Consider the following 24973-nt stretch of genomic DNA (forward strand, 5'->3'; position numbering starts at 1 on the left):
CAATTTAAAAATCCCCAAGTTTCTTCCAATATTTTAAACCTAAATTAACTAGAATACAATATGAAAATATTGTTTCCTATTGCAAACGGGAGTTTGAACTATTCACAAAACAAAATAAAAAGAGGCAATTTCGCCTCTTTTTATTATTTCACTGTAATTTTCTTAGAATTGGTTTCAGATAGAAGAGTGTTTCCCTCGGCGTCATACAGTTTTACGCTGATTGTATGTGTTTTAGTATCCTTTAAATCACCTTTAGCAATTTTAGCTGTTAAATGGCCTTCATTAATAAATTTTATATTGTTCGCTTTTCCATCAATATAAACCTTGGCATTGGCAACCAGGTATTGACCATACAGGTCGAGCCTGTAAGAACCATCTTTATCTTTATTTACCTTGACAGAGTCTAACTTCATTTGACCGTCACCTAATCGATAATTAGGGGCAGGCTTTATCCCTAAATCCTTGTAACTATACTGCCTTCCTTTTAATGCGTCATATTGCAGTAATTGATAGTCGGTTAAGGTCTTCGGATTTACGTGTTCCTGGGCATAGAAGTTACTCTTCGGAATAACTGTTGTCCCACTTAAGTATAGATTACGATTCATTTGAAAAATCGGTGACATTTCCTTTTTTGCATGCGCTAAAATATAGGATCCTATAAAGTTAGGTGTCATCCGCAACTCTTCTTTGTCTGCAGGGTCGCTGTAATTATCCCAGACAAGCAATGGTGTCTGATACATTTTTTTATATTCTTCATAATTATTTAAGTCACCATTAAAATAACCTGCTTCACGATAGACACCATAGTCCTCCCCTAATAGCGGCAAATGGTCACCATAGACCACTACCATGGTTGGCTCGTCCATCTTCTCTACACCTTCAATCAACACTTTCATTGAAGCATCAAATTCCTTTAATAGGTTGGCATATAAATTTAGGATATACCAATTTAAACCTGTTAAATCCGTAGAAAGGGTCGGCATTTTTTCATAGCGTTCGTCATTATAAGGACCATGGGTAGTAACAGTCACAACATTTAGGAAATCCGGCCCTTTCGTTTGCTTTAGCTCATCTAATGCCTTATTCATAAGGACACGGTCATCAATAAATGGACCAATATATTTAGGATTGTTAAAGTACTCCATCGGTATAAATTTTTCGAATCCAATTTGTTCATAAATCCGATTGCGTCCATAAAACCAATTTTTAAAATCATGAACAGCCGTTGTGTGGTATCCTTGATTTTTAAACTGATACGCTAAAGAATCAATCGGGCGATTAATCTGATTATAGTATATTTCTTCTGGCGTGAACCTAGTAGACAAACCTGTCATGATTTCCATTTCTGAATTAAATGTGCCTCCACCAAAAATATGGGACAGCATGACACCGGATGATTTTGTTTCCATTAAAGAGCGGAAATAGGGAATCGGATCCTCTTTGAAGGTGACATTTTTTAGTAATGTTGGATCCCACACGGCCTCTGCCAGCACAACGATGACATTAGGTTTGAAATTTGGATCTACTTCATCCTTTTGCTTTGTTTTGTTTAAGTCAGCAACAATCCGGTTAACCTCCTGCTTATTATAATTTGTAGGTTGTTCCTTATTTGCCTTGTCCCATAAGGTTAAATAGCCTGCAATAAAGCCAAACTTTTGATAACTTTCCACTGTCTGCACCTGTTTATTAAAACTTCTGGCACTGAATAACAAGGGATGTGATAGAATTTGCCAGAAACAAATCATGGAAACGATTGATACGATCACTCGGCTAAGAAATGATACCTTCTTTTTATTTTTAATAAAGAAATAACAAAATATAAGAAGGATGACTATCATTACCACAATACCAATTATTAATTTCCAATCAAACATTCCCTTGATTAACTTTGATATATCGGCACCCTCGTTAAGGACAGTCAAATCAGCCGGTGTAAAATATTCCCCTCTTAGCTGAAATTTTATTTTGCTTCCAAACGCAACAATGAACCAAAAGACTACTTCAATAATAATGACGGGAATAAAGAGAAAATTAGGTAAAAAGAGCAGGGATCCTAAGAGGAAAAGTAAAAATAAATAGGTGATTCCAAAGGAAAACGTACTCTCCCTTGTCCATTCAAAAAAGGACCCAATTGATCCTCTATGTACGGCTTCTAAGATTAATTCTGTAAAAAGTGTAAATAGTAAGGTTGTGAGTAATAGTAAAAGTATACCGCCTTTAGAAGAACTCATGTTTCTACCAAGCTGTTTTAACGCCTTCATTTCCTAATACATCCTTTCCAACGCATGTTTATACACGACAAAATAAAGTATACAACTTTTCATAATAAAACACCTATCTTAATATATCATTAACTTATCTTCTTAAGAGAGTTTATCTTTGTAAAAGTCATTGGTATTATTTGTAAAAGAAAAGCGAAGCCACCGGATGGCTTCGCTTTATTATCTCTATTATTACTGAATCCAAGCACCGTTGCTGCCAACTTTAAAACCCTCAACAGTCGTATTACTTGCCATGGCACCATCTGCATAAAGGTAATACCATTTGCCGCCAACAGATACCCAGCCAGTCTTCATAACACCACTTGCATCAAGGTAGTACCACTTGCCCCAAGTATATACCCAGCCCGTTGCCATTGCACCACTGCCATTTAGGTAATACCAGTTATTTTTCCACATTAACCAACCCGTTTTCATCTTACCGTTGGCATCAAGATAATACCACTTATTCCCGTCTAGGATCCAATCCTTTTGCATAACATCATTCTTGTAGAAATACCATGCATTATTGGATAAAACCCAGCCATTGCTAGTATTGCCTATGCGTTTTGAACCGATATACGTATTTGCATAATATGATTCAGTTAGCGAGCTAACTTTTACACCATTCGATGAAGCATGAACAAACTTATTGTTTTCTAAATAAATCCCAACATGTGAAGCCCCTGCTTTATAAGTACTAAAGAAAACCAAATCGCCTTCTTGTAAATTACTCTTAGAAACAGCTTGTCCTTTAGTGTATTGATCGGCAGCGGTACGAGGTAATGAAACCCCCGCTTTCTTATATGTAAAACTCGTATAACCCGAGCAATCAAATCCACTTGGAGTTGTTCCTCCCCAAACATATGGAACCCCTATATAATCTAATGCTATATCTGTCACTTTGTCTCCAAAGGTAGATGCTTCTGCTTTATGTTGTCCTCCGATTAACCCACCGAAGAGTAAAGAACATGATAGTAAACCACTGATAACAACCTTCTTCATGATATCCTCCCTGTTTCTTCTTCTCTCTTTTTCTGTTAAACCTAGTATCTCATAAAAGTTTCCTTTTTTTAGTTACAGTTATTTATTAATAGTATTACAGGAGTGTTTCAAAAACTGACCTTATTCGACTTTTTTATAAGACTTTTCTGTAAAAAGGGGGAAAAGTAGGTATATTGTCGTGTGTGCCAACCCCATATAAAGTAAAGAACTATTTCCTTCGATGTAGCATGTTGTTACCATCTATTCTATTTCTCCTAGCTAGATAGGACTAGCAATTGTCGAATCCTGCCTTAGGCTTTTGACCATACCCAATGTTTCATTTTCTGAAATTTGGTTATTGATATTATTTACTAGTTTTAAAGAAAAAAATCACCCTTCTATTAAAGGGTGATTTCTGTTTATTAGGATTAAAGCATAGCGCCGTCTTTTCCTAAGCGATACCCGCCAATTGTTGTATTGGCCGCCATATGACCGTCACTATAGAGATAATACCACTTATTATTAACTAGTACCCAGCCCGTCTTCATGGCACCACTGTTATCTAGATAGTACCACTTATACCCAGTGTATACCCAGCCGGTCTTCATAGCTCCGCTGTTGTCAAGGAAATACCACTTCCCACCGGTATAAAGCCAGCCCGTTTTCATATCACCGTCAGGGTTGAGGAAATACCATTTCCCGCCTGTATATAACCAGCCGGTTTTCATATCTCCATCATGGTTGAGGAAGTACCACTTACCATTCACCAATTGCCAACCGGTTTTCATGACTCCAGATTGATCCATGTAATACCATTTTCCTGAATACTGGAGCCAGCCCGTTTTTACGGTCCAGTCTGGATTGAAGTAGTACCACTTACCGCTCCAGGTTTTCCAGCCAGTTGCAGATGTAAATGTAGTAATTTCCTTTGTAATCTGTGAAATCTTACTTGCCCATGCCTCATCTGTTGAGTATTCATGATAGTTAGCATTAAACCTCATATTATCCAGTGTTGGCTGTTGATAAGGGGTAAGTGAGTTTGGCATCAGCTTATCTCTATTCACATACGTTTGATTAATAAAGCTTGCGCCATTTACAATTCCATCTTTTTTTGATGCATAATCATAGGCATCATCAAGCGGTTGAATGTCGTTTGCATTAAGGCCATAGTAATTTCTCTTGGCTTTAACAATTGACGAATCCCCCCACTTTGTTTCTAAGCCGGAATGGGCTAAAAGGTATGAGGCGTTTAAGCCCGACTTGTTTTGTGCTTCGATATACGCCGCGCCCATTCCTGTCATAAATGTATTTCCCCAGTTGGTTTTATAGTTAATGAACTGGTTAATAGCATTGGCTGTTATAGTCGTTTTTGTGTTTAGCGGGGTAAAAATGGAAAGGCTTGTTGTTGTCGTTCCTTCTCTGCCAAATTCATATGGGATGACATTACTGCCCCCATTAATGCTCATATATGTTTCATTTTCAAGATACCAGTTATATACCCAGCCTTGTTTCTTTGTTTCATCTACTGTTTCAATTTTGTAATATTTTTTATCAGGTGATACCTCTAAGACATGCACCTTAGCGTTGTCATTAAGATAGCCGGTAACTGGTTTTGAACCATCGGGAAAGTCCCGCAGATTTCTTCCTTTCTTCACTAACCATGTTTGGTCGGTAATATTACGGCTCAAGTAAGCACGATGAACCCAGCCTACCACTTGGCCATCTTTCGCGCTGATTTTTGCTGCATAGTCTTTTTCACTTAAGATAATGACCTTGTCGTCAAAAGATAGTTCTGCCAAGTGATTCGTTTTGCTATGAATCTGATAATCTGATAATTCTTCAAAACTCCCATAGACAGGTAAATTAACCGAAGTCACACTCCACTGTATTTGTTCTGCGGCGTGTGCCTTTAGTGTAGATCCTCCATATAAGATTCCTAGAAATAAAAGTGACATTAAGAGACTACTAATTATTCTATTTTTCAACTATTTCTCCCCTCTGCTTCCTATCTGTTATTCAAAACTCTCACTAATAGATTACCATAATTTCTAATCGTTTCCACAGGTAAATCAATGATTGATGTGTAAAAGTAAAAATCTAAACAAAGAATCATTTTCAGTATCAGGGATACTCTTCTAAGTCGCTAAAAAAACGGACACCGCAGCGTCCGTTTAACTTTAGTTAAAATAACAGCTTATTTATTTTTTTGAAAGTCTTCCATTGAAATTATGATGGATTAAACTGTTCTGCCTTTGCGAAGCTTAATCCACTTTAGTTCATCCGGGCTGGCAACCGTAATAATTGAGCCCACTAAAATCATGATACTAAAGAAAGCCACTTTTGCAGTAATTGGAGTGCCCAGAATGATAAAGCTTAAGAAAATCGCCCAGGCTGAATAGGAAATATTTAGAGCCATTGCCCTGGTTGGGCCAAGTGTGTAAATGGCTTTGTAGTAGAACACATAGGAAACTGTTCCTGACAAAGCAATGACGGCAATCAAGAAGAACTGACTGCTTTGAAATACTTCTCCAACAAGCGGATAGGCCTTGAAAATAGGTAAAATAAGAATACCGTAAGTCACGGCTGAAACCAACTGCCGGATTTGCAAAGATTGTTCTGGCGTAATTTCATCATCCTTCATTCCGTACGCAAGAATGACACACTCCATTCCCCAGCCAAAAATACATAATAGAATAAAGAGGAAGCCTAGAATGTAACTTGGTGACGGCTCTCCTCCCGCAAAGCCTAATAGAAAAATAAACAAAATACTAATAAATAAACCAATCCAATTTTTAATTGTTAATCGATCTTTTAGCAATACAAAAGCGAAGAAGGCCCCAATCGCAGGGTAAACAGCTGAAATGGACGCGGACAACGATGCTCCTAAATACTTCACGGCAAGGACATACCCGGTCATTCCAATTGGTCCGCCCAATAAGGAACCCAGAACCACAAACCGGCCGCTTCGGGTTGCTAACTTTTTAAATGGAACCTTAAATTCCCCTCTTATTGTCATGTAAAGCATCATCCATAAACTAGATAACAGATCGTGGAAAAATGTACTTACTAATGGAGCTAAGAAAATTACCTGATCTGATGAAACAAATAAGGCCTTGGACAATACGACTCCTATTAGAACGGTGTCAAGTGCCCAAGTAAACCCAGAGATCAATCCGAAATAAAGGCCTTTATTTTTAGTATACATGTGTCATCTCCCTAATTAGGTCATGATTTAAATGTTCTCTACATCTATTAAAACGGTCGATACCGTAGGTGCCAAAGTCTTCACCCTTTGCCTCTTTAATAACAGTCCAAATACTCCAGAGAAAATCTTGAAAAATTTTATTCATTAAAACCCGTTGGTGAATTTCCACAGGGACCTCATCTTGTTTTAAATAAAGCATTAACAGCAATTCTTCCTCTTCAGGAGAAAATCCGCTTTCCAACGAATGTGCTGCTAAGTCCCACATCGGGTCATTCATGCCGCTATATTCCCAATCAATGAAATAGAGATGCCCATCCTTGCTCATGACCATATTCTCAGGAATCGGGTCAATATGACATGGAGTTTGCTGAATATTCATTGCTTGATAAATTTCCTTCAAGTTCTGAATTTGTTCTTTCACTTCATCATAAGGTTCATATGGTTGACCATTTACTTCCTTCATCAGCTGCTCATAATAGCCCATTCTCTCAAACACGTCAAAGTGGTTCGCCATTTGCAAATTAGACGTGTGAAGTTTTCTAAAATTAGCCGTAATCAGCTCCATGTAATCCTGACGCTTACAGATTTTACTATTTAATGTTTCTGCCCCAGGGATCAATTCCGCTATTTTCACACCTGTTTCTTCATTAAAATAGAGTAGTTCAGTATCAAGACCAAGCTGGCTTACAAGCGAAACATTATATTTTTCTTCTTTGCGGTTAATCATGGTTTCAGTTCCCGCACCAGGGATCCGGAGTACATATTCTTTTCCCTTAATATCTACTTTATAATTCTTATTCGTCATACCGCCAAATGGCTGAATTCCCTCGATGTCTTCATAGTCAAGGTTAAGTGCATCCATTATATGACCTTTAATAAGGCCTTCGAGAAATTCAGCTTCCTTTCGTTTTAACATTGGATAGGTCTTTTCTTTTACGGTCGTAAAATGCTGCCAATTATCGATTTCTCCCCACATAAGCGTATGCATTTTTAGATAGCCAATGTTATAATGCCGTGAGATATCCAACAGCATATATTCATAATGAAGGTAAGGATTATTATTTTTTGTTTGAAAGTCACTGATCATTTTTGAATATACTTCGTAGGATAGTTTACTGATTCCGATCATTTCCCCGTCTATTCGGTTAAATTGATGAATGTCCTTGGAAATTTTATGAAGGTAGCCATTTTTAATTTCAACGAATGACTCGTCACCAGATCCACTCTCATTACTAATAAGAATACAATCTCGCTGCGGTTGGGAAAGGATTTCTTTAATGGCCCGCTCTTCAATGAGAATATCATCTTCCACCAGAAGAAAGTCGTCGTTTATATAATCAAATGCCAAAGCCAGAGAAGCCATTGACCCTGTCCATTTGTATTTAGGATTGTGAACATATTGCAATTGGGTAAATTCAGGATGCTCTTGGAATGCCTCACGTTGATAACCTGTTACAATGACAATATGATTGATACCGTGTCCCTGTAAAATATCAATATTTCTCTTTAACAAGGTTGTACCGCCGATATCCATTAAACCTGCTGGTTTATCAAAGTCCTTTCTTGCTCCCGCAGCTAAAATAACAGCTTGCTTAATATCTTTTTTTGGCTCTTGGTGGATATTAACCTTTTTATCGTTGTAGGCTTCAATTCCGCTATGTAAGAAATCAAGTCCTTTTTTAGTTAAAAAATAACTGATATTTCTCCCCTTTTTTTCACTATAAATATAGTCTTCAAGTGTTAAGTCATGAATTAAATAATTTACCTTTCCAATGGAAATACTACATAATTCAGCTAGTCTTTTTTGATTTATATTTGCATTTTTATTAATTGCTTCAAGCAATTGAAATTCTTGTTGCGCCATTATGAGCCTCCGATATATTCAATTTTTGAATGTGTTATTATTTTAACGCAACCGTAACCTTCTGTAAACAAAAGATTGTCGAATACTGACAAAAATTTCCCCGCTAGGCAAAAAAATTCAAAAAAAAAGACTGAGCATTAAAATGCACAGTCCTTTTTCATTAATTGTACGTAGATACATCAAAGTATAATGTGTAGGAACTTAAAGAGTCATAGATCTTTTTAATATTACTTGTCTGCTTTACCGCCCAGCCAATATCGGTAGCGTATTGATGACTAGTATTTAATGGATTCCAGCGCATTTTATAAAGGGTATTTTGAGGTGTGGACGCATTAATATAACCAGCGCCGATAAATTCAGCACCGCCAATGATGGCAGCTTCCGGTGTAAACCAGCCTTTTTTATAAGCCGTTTGTGCTCCACATGTATTTGGACAGCTGTCAATCGCACCAATCCCATACATATTATACACTTTAACCGGTTTATCTAATGGTTTACCATCTACCTCTGTCACTTCAATCCCTTGGGCAAGTGCTGATTTTCCATTTCCGGTTTCGAGTAAAGCATGCGAAATCAGATAAATCTCATTGATATTATACTGTTTGCTTGCCTGTAGAAATGCAGCTGCTTTTCCCTCCAAAATTCCTTTGCCAGCCAATGTTTTAGCATTTAAATCGGCAGCAGTAGTTCCTGCACTTTTATTTAAAAGAAGGAATTGAAAATATTCAGTACTAGTTGCACTAAACGTTTTTGGATTCAAATAATATGCTACATCTTGCTCTTTGGCATTTCTCCAAGTGTCATACTTAATTTCATACCAAGTTCCGACAGTCGCTACGATTTGTACCTCTGAACCTGGCTTAATTGCCCCGAAAGCAAATGAGGTATTATTCGTATCTTCACGAACATTTAGTGGTGTCGTGGACACTACTACACCCTTTGTGGGGTCATTAGCATTAACTAAGATATACTCACTGCTTACATAAGCTTTACTATATTTATATTTATCAGTTTGCGGGCTTTTCTTCATCTCTAGTCCGAGCATTTGACTAAGCGTAACGTTATAGGTAGTCGTTTTCGTTACTGGACCTGGGTTCCAAACCCCGTTATCAAAGAAGTTATACGTTTTCCCGCCAATCACTTGTTCTCCAGTCACCATTTTTCCATTTTCTGCAAAATAGTACCAATTTACACCCAGGTATACCCAGCCAACCGCCATGTCCCCGCCTTTATTTAAATAATAGGCAGCCCCATTATCCGTTAACCAGCCGGTCTGCATCACACCTGAATCGTTCAAATAGTACCATTTTGAGCCACTATAGATCCAGCCGGTTGCCATCGTACCATTACTGTTAAGAAAATACCACTTATTAGCATCAAATACCCAGCCCGTTTGCATTTCACCACTAGTTGAAAAATAATAATGTAGACCATTATCTATTACCCAGCCGCTTTGAGCTGTTCCATCAGCACCGAAATAGTACGTCTTAGTGCCTATTGCTGCAAATTTATTTATTTGCATCACGCCATCGGATCCGAGGTAATAACGTTTCCCAGCATCCGTAATCAAGCCAACTTGCATCTTGCCATCCTGGCCAAAGTAATATTTTTTATCATTTTCTGTATACCAGCCGTTTAGAGCTAAACCATCTTGGGTAAAGTAATATTTAGCAGTCCCTAAAGTTAGCCAGCCTTGGTGCTTTTCACCGTTTGCATCAAAATACATGATGATGTTTCCATCTTGAAACAGTCCAATGATTGGTGTATTACTTAAAGCTCCTGATGTGGCAAAAACATAAGGTTTTCCATCAATGAATTTTTGTCCTGTTACCATGTCACCGCCTGAATTTAGGTAATATTTTAGACTACCATCTATGATCCAGCCGGTTTTCATAGCTCCACTTGAGTCTAGGAAGTACCATTTATTATTGTCCAACAGCCAGCCCGTTTTCATTACCCCACTTTTATCGAGGTAATACCATTTACCGCCATTTAATAACCAGCCGGTTTTCATCACTCCGCTTGGATCTAAGAAATACCACTTATTTTTATCTAATAACCAGCCGGTTTTCATTGCACCACTTTTTTCTAAGTAATACCACCGACCTTTGTCTAACAGCCAGCCAGTCTTCATGATTCCCTTGCTATCTAAAAAATACCATTTATTATTATCCAGTACCCAACCTGTTACAGGCTTTCCTGCAGAAGTTAAGTAGTACCATTGATTATTTTGATACTTCCATGTATATGTTCCTGCCGCAGTGACTCCTGAAGCTGTTGTAGAAAACAACATTGTCGCTAGGACAAAAGCAGTGACACGTTTTTTCTTCAATATTTACCCTCCCATAAAAATAACTATCTATCTATTTTTTTTTAAATATTTTATTTACTTCCGAAGTTTAAAATAGTAATAATACTAAAAGCCTATTATAATTATACTAAACTGCCTTATCTTTAGGTATGGGAAATAAAGTAAAACAGCTCTCTAATTAAGCTTTGCCTTCCTATTTTACCTTTCTTAACAATCCAAAAAAGCATTAAATTAAAACAATTCCCCCTTAAAAAATTGTATACTTCTCTTTTATTCTCTCATTTATATATAATTTTTCAACAAAAAATTGAAATATATGTCGATTTTACTATTTTTACTATATATTTCCATTTGTCAGAATTAACAATTCACTAGTCACGTAAAAATGGCGAACAGAATAATCTGTTCGCCTTTTAGTTTATCATTTATGAGTCTATTATTTAATCCAAGCGCCGTTTTGATTCACTTTATAACCAGAAATGGTTGTATTCACTGCGAGTTGACCAGAGCTGTATAGGTAATACCATTTACCCCCCAATAACTTCCAGCCTGTTTCCATCTGGCCATCCGCTTTTAGATAATACCATTTTCCAGCTAATTGAATCCAGCCTGTCGCCATGTCCCCGCTTGTGTTCAGATAGTACCACTTTCCAGCTAATTGAATCCAGCCTGTCTGCATCACACCATCTTTTCCAAGGTAATACCACTTATTATGGTCTTGTACCCATTGGTTTTCTGCCATGGCTCCACTCTTTGTTAAGAAGTACCACTTATTTTTATCTTTTAACCAACCTGTTTTCATTTTTCCGTCTTTTTCTAAGTAATACCATAGCTGGTGATCCTTCAACCAGTTCGTCGCTTTGACACTCTTGTTATAGTAATACCAAGAGCCATCTTCAAACTTCCAGCCTGTGACATCGGCACGGTTGATTACCAATTCTTTCACGGTTTCATTGCCGGCAAGGTCACGAAGCTTTAAGGTAAATTTGTTAATACCGCGATTTAGTTGAACTTTTACTTCCACACTATCATTAGCAGGTTTCAGAACATCAACGGGACCAACAATTGGTTTTTCATATTCGTGATTATCATCCACAAATAATGATAGATAATTATAGTTGTCTCTTAAGTTAAGCTTTAATGTCACTTCATCTACTTTATCGGCTACAAGCTTTGGTGCAGCCACATTAATCACTGGTGCAGTGGAATCAATAAATACCTTTCGAGAAATCGAAGACGTATTGTTGGATTTATCAACAGCCTTGACAATAATATCGTAGAAGCCATCCTTAGTAAACGTTGCCTTAGTTGCAAAGCTGTACATCCCAGCACCTGAATGGGTAAAGTTTACTTCTTTACCATTAACGGTTAAGGAATTTAATCCCAAATCTTCAATAACAAATCCAGTCACTGGAACTTCTTTTGCATTGTAAGCTCCGTATGGCATAGTGGAGAACGGATCAACGATAATAATAGGATCTCCATCTTCTACTTCACCCACTGCAGCTGTATCTCCGCCAAAATTATAAGCATAGTCAACTGCAATAACATCGACAAGGCTTCCTTCTGAGACATCCGATAATTCAAAGCTATTTTCATCTCCAGTTGTTTCTCCAACTAACTCCCCGTTCACAAAAATCGCGTAGGAGAGAACTCCTGACCCTTCCTCGACTGTATCCCAGCTGACAACTGACGTTTCTGGATCAAAGCTTGCTGTTACCTGCGGTGAAACTGTGTCGACTAATACTGGGATATTCTTTGTTTGATATCCTGCGCCCTTATAATCAATCACTGATTTTACTTGGTAATAATACAATCCATCTTTAACAGGTTTTCCTTTGATTGTACCATCCCAGGCCCGGTCATAATTATAAGAGAACGGTATTCCAAAACCATCATCAAAATAGCTTTTGGTTACATTTTTTTCTAATTTTACACGACGAAGCAATTGTTTATTTTCATCTAGAATATTAAATTGGGCTTCAGCCGCATTTCGTAAAAATGCTGGCAATACATTGATGTCATCCATGAGCCAGTCACCGTTTGGAGAGATTGCATAAAATCCCTTTTCAGGCACGGGAGCTGTAAACCAATCATCTGACAGCATATCATGTACAGGAACCTCTACTTGATTTCCCTCTTCATCTTCATAATCAAACATTCCGTTAAGATTAAAGTAGCGGGATTCCTCGAAATCTTTGAAACCATCAAGAATCGATGGACGGTCCCATTTGCCATAAAAGCCTACATATGGAACGGTTAAATCAGGGCTGAGTTCCTTTTTGCCTGTTACCTGTTTATCGGCATCCTCTAATCTGACAAAGCCTTCCACAAACATATCTTCCTTAAGGTCAACCATAGTCTTTTGCCCGTTGCCATCGATAGCTGGCACCTTTGCCTGACTAATATCTACCTTGATGGTGATATCCTTTGTCTTCCCAGCTGGAATTGTAACGGTTGTCGGACCATTGACAACAGCGCCTTGTAAATTACCAGCGATTAAAGCATTACGGTCTTCACCTTCATTATTTTGCTTGCGTGTATCTGCTAAAACATCTGTTTTAACTGTAAATGTGACATCATTCGTTGAAACGTTTTTAGCGGTAAGCATCATTTCAAAGCTTTTAGACGTAAAATCTTTTAATTCTACTTTCGCTTGGCCATTACTCTTATTTACGACATATACCGGTGTTTTCACAGCATTGAAGATTTGCATCATCCCGGCACCTTGAAGGCGCGGTGAGTATGGCTGCCCATTCGTATCATCGATAACTTTTGCAGTATTCATTAATAACGTTTTCGCTAATTGGGTGCGCTCACTGACAGAAAGGCCTTTAAAGCGATTATCCTTTTGCAGATATTGCTGGACAAGTGCAGCACCACCTGCTACATGCGGCGCCGCCATGGAGGTACCGCTGTATTCACCATATTGATCATCATTCAATGTTGACGTAATGTTTCCACCCGGCGCCGTGATTTCTGGTTTTAATTCTAGTCCTGGCGTTGTTCCCCAAGAAGAAAACTCTGTCATTTTACCAGTTTCAGGATCTTGTTGCTTTTCTAGTTGGGTAATAGTTAACTTCGTATGCCCCTCTAAGATGGCTGCTTCCAGTGACTCGCCTTCTTTTTCAGAGATTAACATAAACGGCAGGTCAAAGCTGCCTTGATCTTTATAAAAAGACTCACCATCATCATAGACAATGATTCCAGTAGCACCCGCTTCGGCAGCAATTAATGCCTTATCAGCCAATGATAGTTCACCGCGTTTTACGAGGACAACCTTGCCAATGACATCAACCTCTTCATAATCTTCAGGGTAACCAACCGCACCATTGAGACTTACAAGCTGTAAATCTTCATTTTCTGCTGTTAATGTGGACCAATCGTCTTTACCGTAGCCAACCGCCGTAACTCCTTCAACACTAATAGCATGCTGATAGAGGGTGGACAAATTTTTAGCGGCAGCAACCGAGATTCCTGCTGGATTTAATCCTGGTGCTTCCACAACTCCTATATCTGGATTTTTATAGAAAGGATTGTCCCAACCGAATCCAATTGTTCCTGAATTTCCGGCAGACATGGAACACACAATTCCATTTTGGGTAGCTCTTGTAATGGCTAAATCTTCGGCACTGTCTTTGGAATAAAAGGAAGCCACTTCCCCAAGGCTCATATTTAACACATCTGCCCCAAGCTTGATGGAATCATCAATGGCAGCAAGGTAAACGTCAGACCAAGTAACCCCAAAAAGCGGATCATTGCTAAACACCTTCATGGCTAAAACCTGTGCTTCTGGGGCTACCCCTTTGACACCTCCGTCTTCTTCATCACCGTTTGCGGCAACGATTCCGGCTACATGCATTCCATGCATCCCGGTTTCAAATCCTTTATCGATGATTGTGTCATTTTGGTCAAAATAATTATAGCCGTACGGAACCTTTTCCGTAAAAAACTTACCCTTTAACCCCTCTGTTTCAACAATTTGGTCGACATCTTCCTCAGATAGTTCAGCCGATGAATCATCAGATAATACAAAATCCTTATGATTCGGGTCAACACCAGTATCGATAACGGCAACAATCATTCCTTCCCCTTTTAACCCAGCATCTGCCCAGGTTTGGGGTGCTTGTACAAATGATTTACTTGTTTTTAAATCTGGTTTTACCGGCCTCTTATATTCATTGGCCAAATAAACCTTTTTAACACCAGCCACATTCTCAAGCTTGGCTAGGTCTCCAAAAGCTACTTCTGCACTAAAACCATTAAATGCTGTTGAGAAGTGGTTTTTATATTTTAGTTTGACACCGTTACTTTTGATTTTTTCTTTAACGGTTTGCTGTTGCTTTTCAAGCTTTGCCATGGTGGCATCTATTGTACTTTTTGCTAAGTCCTTATAAAGTTTCCCTTGCTGAGTTGCCACTTCAACAGGAGTTTGACCTTCTACTTCGACAATGACTCTTACATTGTCAATCGCTTTATATTTATTTTTCAGGGTTTCACTTAGCTTTTTTCGATCATTCACTTTAAGCTGCTGTTTAAACTGGTTCACCATGGATGCATAATCTTTTTTTGCTGTTGGTGTTTGGGTTGCTGCTGCTGCTGGAGCCACATAACCAAGGTTTGCTAAAACCAAAGCAGAGGCCAGCACATAGGTAGAGATTTTCTTTTTCTTTTTCCATGACTTAAGACTCATTTCTTAACGTTCCCCCTCTAAGTAACTAGCACACTTAAATTATTCCAGTCTTGTAGGTACTTGCCAGAATTGTAGAAAAAATCTAAATGCTACTCCAATTTTAGTAGAGTATGACCCCTTTGGTCAATCTATTTCTTTCCAATATATTGAATGGTAGATTTTAGATAATACTAGGTAAATAGTCACTATGTTTACAAAACGAAAGAGGATGTCCCCAAAGGGTCATCCTCTTTGCTTCTAGATATTGAATTCTATTTAATCCAAGCTCCGTCCTTACCTAGCTTATAGCCTTCAACAGTTGTGTTGGCAGCCATAACGCCGGATTTATATAGGTAATACCATTTACCATTCACATACTTCCAGCCAGTTGCCATGTCGCCGTCAGCATTGAGATAATACCATTTGTTACCTTCCAATAACCAGCCAGTCTTCATCGCACCGGATTTAGCTAAGTAGTACCATTGATTTTTATACAATACCCAGCCGGTTGCCATTTTACCGGAATCCTTCAAATAATACCAAGTGCCTTTATCATTTATCCAGCCTGTTGCCATTTTGCCATCACTCTTGAGGTAATACCATTCCTTGCCGTCTTGAAGCCAGCCTGTTACCTTTACATCCTTGTTGTAGTAGTACCAAGAATTATTTTCAAGCTTCCAGCCATTTTTCACCGCTGGCTGTGGTTGTGGTTGCGGTTTGACTTCGGCATCTTTACGGTTGATGATTACTTCTTTGGTTGTTTCATTGCCTGCAAAGTCCACTGCTCTTAGGGTTACTTTGTTTTCACCTTCAGCCAGCGAAACCGTTACTTGGTGATTCTTGTTAATTGGAGCCAAGTAATCAACTGGACTGATGAAAGGAGTTTCAAACTCTTGATTTTCATCCGTATAGAATTTTAAATAGTGGAAGTTATCTTGTAAATTAACATTTAAAGTAACTTTGTCAACATTCTTGTCTACTCTTTCTGGTGCCGACACATTAATAACTGGTTTTGTTTTATCCAAAAAGACTTTACGTGAGATGGAGAATGTCTTGTTTGAATGGTCTGTTGCTTCAATGATTACGTCAGCAAGACCATCTTGTTCAAACGTAACTTTTGTTTCAAAAGCAAGATTTCCCTTCGCATCCTTCGTAGTTGCAACTTCTTTGCCATTTACTTTCAGCGATTTTAATCCAAGATCTTCCGTTACATAGCCTTTCACAGGAATCTCATAAGTATTGTAACCCACATATGGTTCAGGACTGAAATCATCAAGGTAAATTTTCGGAAGCGTTACATCGCCGATTGCGGCGGTATCATCCCCAAAGTTATCCGCATAGTCCTGTGCAACCACTTCGACGATGGCTTTTTTAGGGGCATTGACGAGTTGATAAGAATTAGTATTACCATCAACTGTCCCTGCCAGCACTCCATCGACAAAAATACTATATTGTTTAACGCCCGTACCTTCATCTGCTGCATTCCAAGATACAATTGATTGAGTTGGATCATAGGTTGCTGTTACCTTTGGAGCGGTTGTATCAACATAGACCGGAATCTTCTTAGATTGCCACTCAGCACCTTTATAGCTGACAACGGATTTGATTTCGTAATAGTACAAACCATCCTTTACAGTCTGACCCTTTACTTTTCCGTCCCATATGCGGTCTGCCTTTTGAGATGCTGCACTGCCATTCCCGCCATCGTAAGCACTTTTAATGACTTGCGCTTCCGCCTTCATCCGGCGGAGGAAATTGCCATCTTTGTCCAAGATGTTAAATTGAACTTCTTCTGCTCCGCGAAGGAAGGATGGAAGAACATTGATATTATCGATCTTTCCATCACCATTTGGTGACAGCGGATAGAATTTCTTGCCCGGCACCACATCCAAGAAGTCTTTATCATTATTTGTTAACATGTTGTGTGCTTTGCTTCCATATGTTCTAATCGTCGTTAAATCATAATAATTTGTTTCACCAAGATCTTTAAAACCATCAATAATTTGCGGGCGATCCCATTTTCCATAGAAGCCAACATATGGAACAGTAAGATTAGGAGTATTTTCATCCCCACTTATTAAATTAACAGATCCTTCTACAAAAATATCTTCTTTCAGATCAAGTAAAATCTTCTTCCCTGTTTTATCAATTCCAGGAATCTTAGCATCAGAGAAGTCTACTTTTACAGTAAAGTCGGCTGATTTTCCGGCAGGAACTGTAACGGTATCTGGTGCCGACACTTTTGCACCTTCTAAGTCACCCGTAGCAAGACCATTAAGATCTGGTGCACCTTCTTTGACCTGTTGTTTGATGGTATCCGTTAATACGGTTGTGTCCACTTTATAGGTAACATCCTTATCGGAAATGTTTTTCGCCGTGAATGTCATGTCAAACTTCTTCGTTTGGAAATCCTTCAATTCTACCTTTGCTTCACCTGTTGCCTTGTTGACAACATATACAGGTGTGGTCACAGCAGAATGGGTTTGCATCATTCCTGCACCTTCACGGCGAGGAGAAAACGGATGACCATCAACATCATTAATGACTTTGGCTGTATTCATTAATAAGACTTTTGCTAGTTTTGTACGGTCTCCAACCGAAAGCTGCGCAAAACGCTTATCCCCTTGCAGGTATTGCTGGACTAATGCTGACCCGCCGGCAACATGCGGTGTGGCCATTGAAGTACCGCTCTTAGTACCATATTTATCACCATTCAACGTAGAGTAAATACTTCCGCCTGGAGCAGTAATTTCTGGTTTCAACTCAAGAGACGGAGTGGTTCCCCACGAGGTAAATGTGGTCATTTTTCCTACAGTTGACGTTTGTAAGACTTCGGATTTAACATTTAAGGTTTTATTGCCTGCCAGAATGGCTGCTTCAAGTGCGGCACCATCCGCTTTTTCGATCATCATGAACGGAATTTCAAAGTTTCCTTGATTAGTAGAGATGGCCGAATCGTTATTGTAACAAATGACACCTGCAGCACCCGCTTCAAACGCAAATTTCGCTTTATCTGCAAAAGAAACTGTTCCACGAGGTAATACAACTACTTTCCCTTTTACATCAAGGCCTTGATAATCCTCCGCAGAACCAAGTTTTCCTCCTAAACTGATAAGTTCAAGATTACCGCCATGCTCCTTAGCCAGCTGTGTCCAGTCATCAGCACCGAAACCATTACTATTAAAAGAATCAAGCCCTGCTAAGTTAAGAGTATGCTTGTATAAGGCTACCCCATTGTTAGAAGCTGCAACCGATAGAGCATCCGGATTGATGGATGGAGCACCAACCGTACCGATATCAGGGTTTTGTGCAAGCGGTGTACCATTGCTTAATCCATATCCAATATGACCGGAGTTCCCCGCGGCTACGGCACAAACAATTCCATTTTCAACAGCCCGTTGAATCGCTAAATCTTCAGCTGCATTTTCGTTGTAAAACGACGCGACGTCCCCTAGGCTCATATTTAACACATCGGCACCAAGTTTGATCGAATCATCAATCGCGACAAGGTAAACGTCGGACCATGTAGCTGGGTAAAGAGGGTCATTACTAAATACCTTCATAGCCAAAACCTGTGATTCAGGTGCAACCCCTTTAATACCTCCAGTACTTTCATCACCATTTGCTGTAACTGTTCCAGCAACGTGCATACCATGCATGCTTGAGGTTAGATCAATAATCGTATCATTTAAATCATAATAGTTATAGCCGTATGGAACCTTGTCGGTATAGAACTTACCTTTAAGGCTATTATCTTTTACAAGTTTACTCACTTTATCGGTAGTTAGGTCTTCCTTTGTCTTGTCTGTTAATGTAAAGTCTTTATGTGTTGGATCAATACCTGTGTCAATAATGGAGACGACCATTCCTTCTCCTTTAAATCCAGTATCGGCCCATGTTTCACGAGATTGGATAAAGTTATGACTTGTTTTCATTTCCGGCACTGCTTCAGGACGTAAATATTCATTTGCTAGATAAACATTCTTTACCCCTGCGATAGACTCAATCTTTTCTACATCTCCATAGCTAACCTCACCACTGAATCCGTTAAATGCCGTTGAAAATTGCAGTTTGTAATTAACGTTAATTCCCTTAGCTTTAATTTTATCTTTGACGGAATTTTGTTGGCTTGCTACTTTAGCGGTAAGAGAGGATATTTTATCTTTCGATAATTCTTTATATAATTGCCCCTGTTTTGTCGCGTATTCAAGTGGTGTTTGTCCCTCTACCTCAACAATAACACGGACCTTATCAGTAGCTTTTAAATCAGCTTTTGTCTTAATTTTGCTAGAGTCTGTTGCAGCAAACTTATTCGCTGTTTCTAACTGTTTAATCTGTTTAATCTTAGATTCAAGGTCACCCGGTTTATAGGTCGCAGCAGACACTTGTGAAATCAAACCAAGGTTTGAAAGCACTAATGCCGATGCTAATGCGTATGTAGTTATTTTACGCTTCTTTGAATAATTCTTTTTACTCACTTCTGAATAGCCCCCTTTTTTATGTCGCATTTCATATAAATATAGTAATAACTTTCTTTTTTAAATTAGTAGAATAGTCAGAACTATACAAATATAATACTAGCCTTTTTTCCTAGTAATGGTCAATATCATTTCGAGAAAAATAGATAAATAGTTTTCGCAGTTTTCGACATAGTCTTCTATTACTTTTTCACAACTAATTGATTTGATTTTTACTTGCATCTTAAAGTTTATTTTTTCCGAAAGAAAGGCGGACAGATGGCATCTGTCCGCCTTCCTTTCTCATTTGAAGAGGATCTTATTTGATCCAAGCTCCATCCTTACCTAATTTATAGCCCTCAACAGTTGTGTTGGCAGCCATAACGCCGGATTTATATAGGTAATACCATTTACCATTCACATACTTCCAGCCTGTTGCCATGTCGCCATTAGCATTTAAGTAGTACCATTTGTTACCTTCTAATAACCAGCCTGTTTTCATGGCGCCGGATTTAGCTAAGTAGTACCATTGATTTTTATACAATACCCAGCCGGTTGCCATTTTACCAGAGTCCTTCAAATAATACCAAACGCCTTTATCCATAACCCAGCCAGTTGCCATTTTGCCATCACTCTTGAGGTAATACCATTCCTTGCCGTCTTGAAGCCAGCCTGTTGCCTTTACATCCTTGTTGTAGTAGTACCAAGAATTATTTTCAAGCTTCCAGCCATTTTTCACCGCTGGCTGTGGTTGTGGTTTAACATCCGCGTCTTTACGATTGATGACCACTTCCTTGGTTGTTTCGTTTCCAGCTAAGTCGACAAGTTTCAGCGTAAATTTGTTTTCACCGAGTGCTAATGGAAGGTCAACCTTCACATTTTGGCTGATCGGTCTCTGCATTTCCACTTCGCTGTCGGTTGATTTTTTGTAAACATTATTATCCCCAACGAAGAGATTGAGATAGCTCATGTTATCCTTTAAATTCACATCGATTGTCACTTTATCAACCTTAGCATCTACTCTTTCTGGAGCAGTTACATTGATTTCGCCTTTTGTCGTATCAATGTACACATAACGAGCAATCGAGAACGATTTGTTAGCATGGTCAACAGCTTCCACTATAAAATTTTGTAATCCGTCTTTTTCAAATTTCACTGTTGTCGAGAATGCTAAATTACCTTTTTCATCTTTTTTCAGTTCAACTTCTTTTCCAGCAACCTTTACGTATTTCAGACCCGAATCATCAGTTACATAACCTTTTACAGGTATTTCTCTTGTCTTATATGCACCATAGGCAGCTGGTGTATTTTCATCTACAAATACAATTGGCAGTTCAACATCACCGATTGCCGCTGTATCAGAAGCAGCATTTTGTGCATAGTCAATAGCAAGTACTTCCACAACCGCTTTTTCAGGCGCGTTCTTAATAACATAAGAATTAGCCTTACCGTCTTCAATAACGTCGGCAAGTTTGCCATTGACAAAGATTCCGTATAATTCAACACCTGAACCATCTTCAGTGGTTTTCCAGTTTACGGCTCCTGTCGCAGGGTCAAAGCTTGCTTCCACTTTAGGTGCTGTTGTATCAACTAAAACAGGAACTTTCTTAGATTGCCATTTTGCACCTGCATAATCGATTACCGATTTAATTTCATAATAATATAATCCATCTTGAACTGTTTTGCCGCCGATTTTACCATCCCATACTCGATCTGATTCATAGTTATAATAGGAACCAGTTCCTGAATTGAAGAAGTTCTTCCGCACAGAAGTTTCTGTTTTCACACGGCGGAGTAATTTTTCATCTTTATCCAAGATATTGAATTGAACCTCGGAAGCATTTCTTAAGAAGGATGGGAAAGCATTAATGTCTTCACTGTACCCGTCGCCGTTTGGTGAAATAGTCCAAAGATTCTTTTCAGGGACTGGTGTCATAAACCAATCATCCACTAACATATCAGTGGTATTCGGATATACTGGCTTTCCATTTGCATCAGGAATTGCAAATGTTCCATCTGGATCGAAGAAACGGTCTTCTCCTAGATCCTTAAAGCCGTCTAGGATAGAAGGATTGTCCCACTTGCCATAGAACCCAACATATGGAACGGTTAGATTAGGCGTTTTTTCATCAGCTGCTTTAAGATTGACAGAACCTTCAACAAAGATATCTTGTTTCAGATCACGTAATACTTTTTCTCCATCTAAATCATAACCTGGAATTTTCGCATTCGTTAAATCAACCTTTACGGTGAAATCAACCGATTTGCCGGCAGGTACAGTAACAGTTTTAGGTGCGTCCACTTTCGCGCCTTCCATGTCACCAGCGATTAAGGCATTATAATCTGGTGTGGTTTCTTTATATTGATAGAACGTATCTGTTAGGACACTTGTATCCACTGCATACGTTGCATCTTTGTCAGAAATATTTTTTGCTGTAAATGTCATTGCAAATTGTTTTGATTGGAAGTCCTTCAACTCTGCTTTTGCTTGTCCATTTGCTTTATTTACAACGTACACTGGTGTTGTAACAGCAGAATGGGTTTGCATCATTCCTGCACCTTGACGGCGTGGTGAGAACGGTTGTCCTTCAACATCATAGATTACTTTAGCTGTATTCATTAACAATACTTTTGTTAATTTGGTTCTTTCCGCAACAGATAGATCCTTGAAGCGTTTATCTGACTGTAAGTATTCCTGCACGAGAGCAGATCCACCAGCTACATGCGGTGATGCCATTGAAGTTCCACTCATCAGTTCGTATTTATCATTATTGACAGTAGAATAAATATTTCCACCTGGTGCTGTAATTTCTGGTTTCATTTCAAGGGATGGTGTGGTTCCCCATGAAGTGAAATCTGTCATCCGGCCCATTTCAGGACTGTCGGTTTTATCTGTTTGTGAAACTTTAAGGGTGGTTTGACCTGCAGCCATTGCCGCAAGAAGACTTTCACCTTCCGCTTTGGAAATATGCATAAACGGAATTTCCCAACCGCCTTGGTCCTCATAGAAAAAGCCATTTGATGCATTCCAAACGATAATACCGATTGCACCAGCAGCTGCTGCGTTTTTAGTTTTGTCAGCAAATGCTACGCCTCCGCCACGTGGTACAACCACAACTTTTCCTTTTACATCTACGCCTTTAAAGTCATCCACACTTCCGCCCATACCATCAATTTTGGCAAGTTCAATTTTCCCGCCGTGATCAGCCATGAACTGTGTCCAATCATCAATACCATAACCAAGGCTTGTAAATCCTTCATTTCCTTCTAGGGTAATAGCATGTTGATACAAGTATGCTTCATTGCCTGACGCGGCTACTGAGATTGTATCCGGGTTAAGTCCAGGTGCCCCTACTACACCGATATCTGGGTTTTTCAAATAAGGATCATCCCAGCCATATCCTAAATGATCTGAGTTACCAGCAGATACTGCGCAAACAATGCCGTTTGCTGTAGCCCGTTGGATAGCAAGATCCTCTGCACTGTCTTCATCATAGAAAGAAGCAGTTGAACCAAGGCTCATGTTTAAAACATCTGCGCCAAGTTTAATGGAATCATCAATTGCAGCTAAGTAAATATCAGACGTGGTGGAAGGGAAGTTCGGATCATTACTGAACACCTTCATCGCCAATACTTGTGCTTCTGGTGCTACCCCTTTAATGCCGCCATTTGCTTCGTCACCGTTAGCAGCAACTGTCCCGGCAACGTGCATACCGTGCATGCTTGCTTCAGGTCCTAAATCAAGAATGGTGTTGTTTTGGTCAAAATAGTTATATCCATAAGGAACTTTATCTGTATAGAATTTCCCTTTTAAGCCGCTATCGGAAACAAGTTTTCCAACTTCGTCTTTAGATAATTCTTCGCTAGCGTTATCCGTTAATTTAAAGTCGCGGTGTGAAGGATCCACACCCGTATCGATAACGGAAACAATCATGCCCTCACCCTTAAATCCTGAATCGGACCAGGTATCACGCGATTGGATAAAGTTATGACTTGTTTTCATATTTGGTTCAATAACAGGACGGTTATATTCATTGGAAATATAAACCTTTTTAACCCCTGCGATTCCTTCAATCTTTGCTACATCACCAAATTCAACTTCACCGCTGAAGCCGTTGAATGCAGTAGAATATTGGTGTTTATAGGACATCTTAACGCCTTTACTCCTAATCTTATCTTTAACAGAGCTTTGTTGGCTTTCTGCCTTAAAAGCGAGGGAAGATTTTTTATCTTCTGATAATTCTTTATATAGCTTACCTTGTTTTGTTGCGTATTCAACAGGTGTTTGACCATCTACTTCTACGATTACACGAACCTTATCAGTAGCTTTTAAATTGGACTTTGCACTCTTTGACTTTGAATCTAGTGATTTTAATGATTGCTTTGCTGATTGATATTGTTTTAATTGTTGAAGCTTCGAATCCAAGTCACCTGGCTTGTAAGCTGCAGAAACTGGTGAAATGACAGCAAAGTTTGACAAAACCAGTGCAGATGCTAATGCGTATGTAGCAATTTTTTGTTTCTTGTTATGTTTCTTTTTACTCATTTACTTATTTCCCCCTTTTTTCTAAAAAATAAAGTAATAGACTAATAAAACTAGTATAAACACTTTTCCACCTAGTGCGAAAAGTCTGAATATACAATTATAATAATAGTATTTTAGTCTAGTAAAGGCAAGAGAATATTCGAAAATCGAAGGAAAAATTTTCGCACTATTCGACAATTATAGGTTTTACTGTTTTCTCACTTTATCGCTTTAATCAAGTTATGAGCTTATTTACCTAAGAAGCTACTTTTTCAAAAAATGTAGAATTTAGGTCGTTTTTCCCGCATTTTTTGGCTGCAAATCAACTTTTTATATAAAATTATCATTATCTTAGAAAATAAATAGAGCCAACTTAAAAAAAATGTAAGATTGATTCTATCTTTTTCTCTCTTACTTGTTAATTTTCTCCAGTAGATTAAATGAAAATTTAGTGAGAATATTCAGACAATATTCTTCGTTTCTCGGGAAATTTTGCTCCTTTTGCGTTCCCTATGTTCGAATTTTGTCATTTTTTATCGACATAATCTGATGTTCACCCCTTTACGGTTACGGTATAGTAGACTTACTACTACTAATTTGGAGGTTGAGTGTATGCCCCTCTTGCATATGAAGGAAATTTTCACTCCTCTAAAACTAATCGGAATCAAGGTGTTTCGCTCTATGGAGGGGGAAACGT

The 24973-nt window shown here is 38.7% G+C and carries 9 protein-coding genes; all 9 read right to left on the reverse strand.

From position 1 onward, the window contains the following. Window positions 1–143: 143 nt before the first annotated feature. On the reverse strand, window positions 144–2261 hold the full coding sequence (locus AC4E8C_RS20285; RefSeq protein ID WP_490208437.1) for an LTA synthase family protein: 2118 nt from the start codon (window positions 2259–2261) through the stop codon (window positions 144–146). Between the two features lie 192 nt (window positions 2262–2453). Beyond that, entirely contained in the window at window positions 2454–3263 is an 810-nt protein-coding gene (locus AC4E8C_RS20290; protein WP_490208438.1) for a C40 family peptidase, read from the reverse strand. Between the two features lie 407 nt (window positions 3264–3670). Beyond that, window positions 3671–5227: a glucosaminidase domain-containing protein gene (locus AC4E8C_RS20295; RefSeq protein ID WP_490208439.1), complete on the reverse strand. Its 1557-nt coding sequence runs from the start codon at window positions 5225–5227 to the stop codon at window positions 3671–3673. Between the two features lie 251 nt (window positions 5228–5478). Beyond that, window positions 5479–6447, reverse strand: coding sequence for a DMT family transporter (locus AC4E8C_RS20300; RefSeq protein WP_490208440.1), 969 nt, complete (start codon window positions 6445–6447; stop codon window positions 5479–5481). After that, window positions 6437–8311 carry a phosphotransferase gene (locus tag AC4E8C_RS20305; protein ID WP_490208441.1) on the reverse strand — a complete coding sequence of 625 codons (1875 nt, stop codon included), beginning with the start codon at window positions 8309–8311 and terminating at the stop codon, window positions 6437–6439. Before AC4E8C_RS20305 ends, AC4E8C_RS20300 begins: the two co-directional genes overlap by 11 nt. A 160-nt stretch (window positions 8312–8471) precedes the next feature. Continuing rightward, window positions 8472–10643 (reverse strand): glucosaminidase domain-containing protein, encoded by a 2172-nt coding sequence (locus tag AC4E8C_RS20310; RefSeq protein ID WP_490208442.1) that lies wholly within the window; start codon window positions 10641–10643, stop codon window positions 8472–8474. 415 nt (window positions 10644–11058) lie between these two features. Further along, window positions 11059–15315, reverse strand: coding sequence for a S8 family serine peptidase (locus AC4E8C_RS20315; protein ID WP_490208443.1), 4257 nt, complete (start codon window positions 15313–15315; stop codon window positions 11059–11061). Window positions 15316–15566: 251 nt separating this feature from the next. Continuing rightward, entirely contained in the window at window positions 15567–19772 is a 4206-nt protein-coding gene (locus AC4E8C_RS20320) for a S8 family serine peptidase (protein WP_490208444.1), read from the reverse strand. 298 nt (window positions 19773–20070) lie between these two features. Then, window positions 20071–24297 (reverse strand): S8 family serine peptidase, encoded by a 4227-nt coding sequence (locus tag AC4E8C_RS20325; protein WP_490208445.1) that lies wholly within the window; start codon window positions 24295–24297, stop codon window positions 20071–20073. Window positions 24298–24973: the final 676 nt, after the last annotated feature.

This window comes from Neobacillus sp. SRL179, from assembly GCF_984799095.1.